Annotated in this window: 3 protein-coding genes; all 3 read right to left on the reverse strand. The window is 40.0% G+C overall.

Annotation, left to right across the window (positions count from 1 at the left end; all coding sequences use genetic code 11):
- On the reverse strand, positions 1–418 hold a 418-nt coding region (locus tag MOY_RS04205), incomplete at its 3' end, for an HAD family hydrolase (RefSeq protein WP_009096861.1).
- The gene (locus MOY_RS04210) at positions 415–1155 is read right to left on the reverse strand and encodes a 3-deoxy-manno-octulosonate cytidylyltransferase (protein ID WP_009096863.1); all 741 of its coding nucleotides are present in this window, start codon (positions 1153–1155) and stop codon (positions 415–417) included. The genes MOY_RS04210 and MOY_RS04205, both read right to left, overlap by 4 nt.
- 22 nt (positions 1156–1177) lie before the next feature.
- Positions 1178–2785 carry an aldolase catalytic domain-containing protein gene (locus MOY_RS04215; protein WP_009096865.1) on the reverse strand — a complete coding sequence of 536 codons (1608 nt, stop codon included), beginning with the start codon at positions 2783–2785 and terminating at the stop codon, positions 1178–1180.
- Positions 2786–2919 lie beyond the last annotated feature (134 nt).

The following is a 2919-nucleotide window of genomic DNA, read 5'->3' on the forward strand; positions in this document are numbered from 1 at the left end:
CATCAAAGAAAGAAAGTAGACCTCTTTCGAGAAAAATTGTTCTTAGCTCTTCTTGATCACCTCCAGATACTACTAGCCAACGAGCTTTAGATGTCAGGGCTCTCAACTCAGAAAGTCCATGAGCAACTTCACACTTTAATAATCCGTCTCGCACTTCCATCGCGTATGCCGTAAGCAATTCTTCTAAAGAAGGGCCACTCTGCAAATCTTTAACAATACTATCTATAAAAAATTCAAATTTTTTATACCTAGACACTCCACCGTTGAGCACATGATAGTCAACCAACTTTTGTGCAGCAACTTCACCATATGGCAAAGCCACCTTATAAAACGCATTCGTCTTTACGTTATTTGAATTTAAAATAACTCCATCGCAATCAAAAATTAACGTTTTATATTTGGATAGACTTTGTTTCATTTCAGACCAGCCTGGCGCATTGCAGCCTCAACTTTATAAACATCCTCTGGCACATCAACAGCTAAACTACCAGGCTTTGTTTCTACTAATCGAATAGTTTTCCCCATTTCTAGAAAACGCAGTATCTCAATATCCTCGCTAAACTCCAGCTCACTCTTACGACCAAATGACTTAAATAACTGCAACTCTTTTTTTGTAAAAGCATAGATGCAAACCTGTTTTTTATAGCTTTTTGGTGCACATTTCTTATCTTTATATCCAGGCAATGCTAAACGGGACATGTAAACAAGCCGGTTATCTTCTGTAGTTATTACTTTGGGAATATTAACACTATGAGGATCTTCATCTTCAGACACCCAACTGAAGCCATTAATCACATGATCCATATTGTTTAGCTTTGCTTCACGAATCTTTAAAATATCTAAAGGATCAATTAAAGGTTCGTCGCCTTGAACATTTATATAGATATCTGACTCCACCTGTAAAGCGGCCTGTGCAAGTCGGTCAGTGCCTGTCAGTGCGTCATCTGACGTTAAAACTGCTTGGAAACCTGATTCCTCGACAACACTAACAATACGCGCATCTTCTGTAGCAACATATACATTTTCTTTTCCTACAGCGCGGGCCGAAATTTCAGCAACCCATAACACCATAGGTTTTCCAAGAAGTTTAACTAACGGCTTACCTGGATAGCGTGTAGAACCAAAACGTGCGGGTATCAACACAACACTACGCATAATATTATCCTTCATTAGGCTTTTAAAGTGCGTAAACAGACTCTGTATGAAGAGCATATCGAGTCGGCGTTATTGACACCAACCGCACTGTTTCTTTATTAGCTAGATACTCTTCAAAAAGCTGGTGCATTTCTTGGCTGCGAGGATCATCAGCTCCATAACCGTCAAAGCCCGCCATCATAATTTTGTTTGCTTTTCCACTATTAAGGACTGCAAGTGCATAAGCCACAACTAAAGAGCTAGGAACAGTACATGCATTTTCGTCAAATGAAAAAGTATTGGCCTTAACCTTTAAACCATAATCTAATATTTCTTTTTCGCTTAAAGATTTTTGCACATCAACGGGCAGCATCGAGAATGGGGTAATTAATGGCTGTGGTAATTTAGTATGAGCTTCGCAGTCAGCTAGTAATCGTACAGGGTGACAAGCAACGCGAAAATCAACAAACTTTGCTTCTATACATTTTTGCGTGTTAAGAGCAACTACTAAAGGCTTAGCTTTTTCTATATAACGCTCCAAAGCTTTACGATGATCTCCAACGCCTGGACCTGAACCTAACAAAAGTACATCTCTACCGTTAAAAATATTTATGGGCGACCAATTCCCTCTCGCTTCACCACGATAAAAATGACGTGCAGCATCAAGAGCATTAAGACTGAATTTTTTACCTCCCTCTACACGAAGGTGTTCAATAACAGCCAACACATCTTCTTCATCATAACGAGCGTCACTCAACATTTCTTGGATATATGTAGGGTGAATACCATATTTCCCAGCCAAATAGTAATATGGGTTAGTTCCCCAGCCATAATGCTCTTGCATAGGCTTGAAATGCTTACGCAGTAAGGCCATCAGTGGCACGATGCTAACTTGCTTATCTCGCCGCTCAGCAAGCTCAATAGCTAATTCTTCAGTACGCGCATTACCAGGACCGCGCCCCATGCCAGTAACAGTTGAATCTAGCCATGTAACACCCTCATCAATCGCACGCAGAGTATTTGACAAAGCCAACCCTAAATTATCATGTGTATGAATTCCCATAGGACCAGACCACTCAGTGCGCATCCACTGTATAATTTTTGCAGTTTGATCTGGATTCATACTGCCCATACTATCCGCAAAATAAAGTGCATCAAGTGGGTATGCTTTAGCTTCACGAGCAAGGGCCTTCACTTCATCTTCAGTTCGATCAGCCACTTGCATTAAATTAAAGCCAACTTTATAACCTCTATCCTTTAACCAAATTACTGCAGGCAAAGAACTGGTAAATTCATGAACGTGACAGGCAATTCGCACTAATTCTACTGGAGAGTTAGAAGCACTATTGGGAAATAGCCGTTCTAAAGCCTCAATTTGCGGAATTTCACCAACTAGTTCGCTACCATTAACCATTACACCTACAGTAAGGCCTGAAGGGATGGTAAGGCTCTCCAAAAACTCATCTGTAGTAAACGCACAAGGGCCTTGGAACCCTTGCTTCTTGAGCGTACGAAGACCTAGCTCAACGATATCAACACCTGCAGATTGCATTGCATCTAAATACTCATGTATTAGTTGCTCAGAAAAATCCCAGGCATTGTAATAACCACCATCACGCAAAGTACAATCTAGCAATTTTAACTCTTTCACAACCATCTCCAAATTTATTTAACAATTTTTTCAAAAAGAGATCTTTCATTATTCCAGTCATGCCTTACCGATCTATTTTTACTACTGTTATATTGACTATCTTTTCCGTTACTCTGATCTGTTAATTGGAAACC

It is taken from the genome of Halomonas sp. GFAJ-1 (assembly GCF_000236625.2).
GTDB lineage: Bacteria > Pseudomonadota > Gammaproteobacteria > Pseudomonadales > Halomonadaceae > Vreelandella.

Excerpts from the sequence above, each read along its gene's own strand:
- MOY_RS04210 (WP_009096863.1), bottom strand. The coding sequence starts at position 1,155 with ATGCGTAGTGTTGTGTTGATACCCGCACGTTTTGGTTCTACACGCTAT.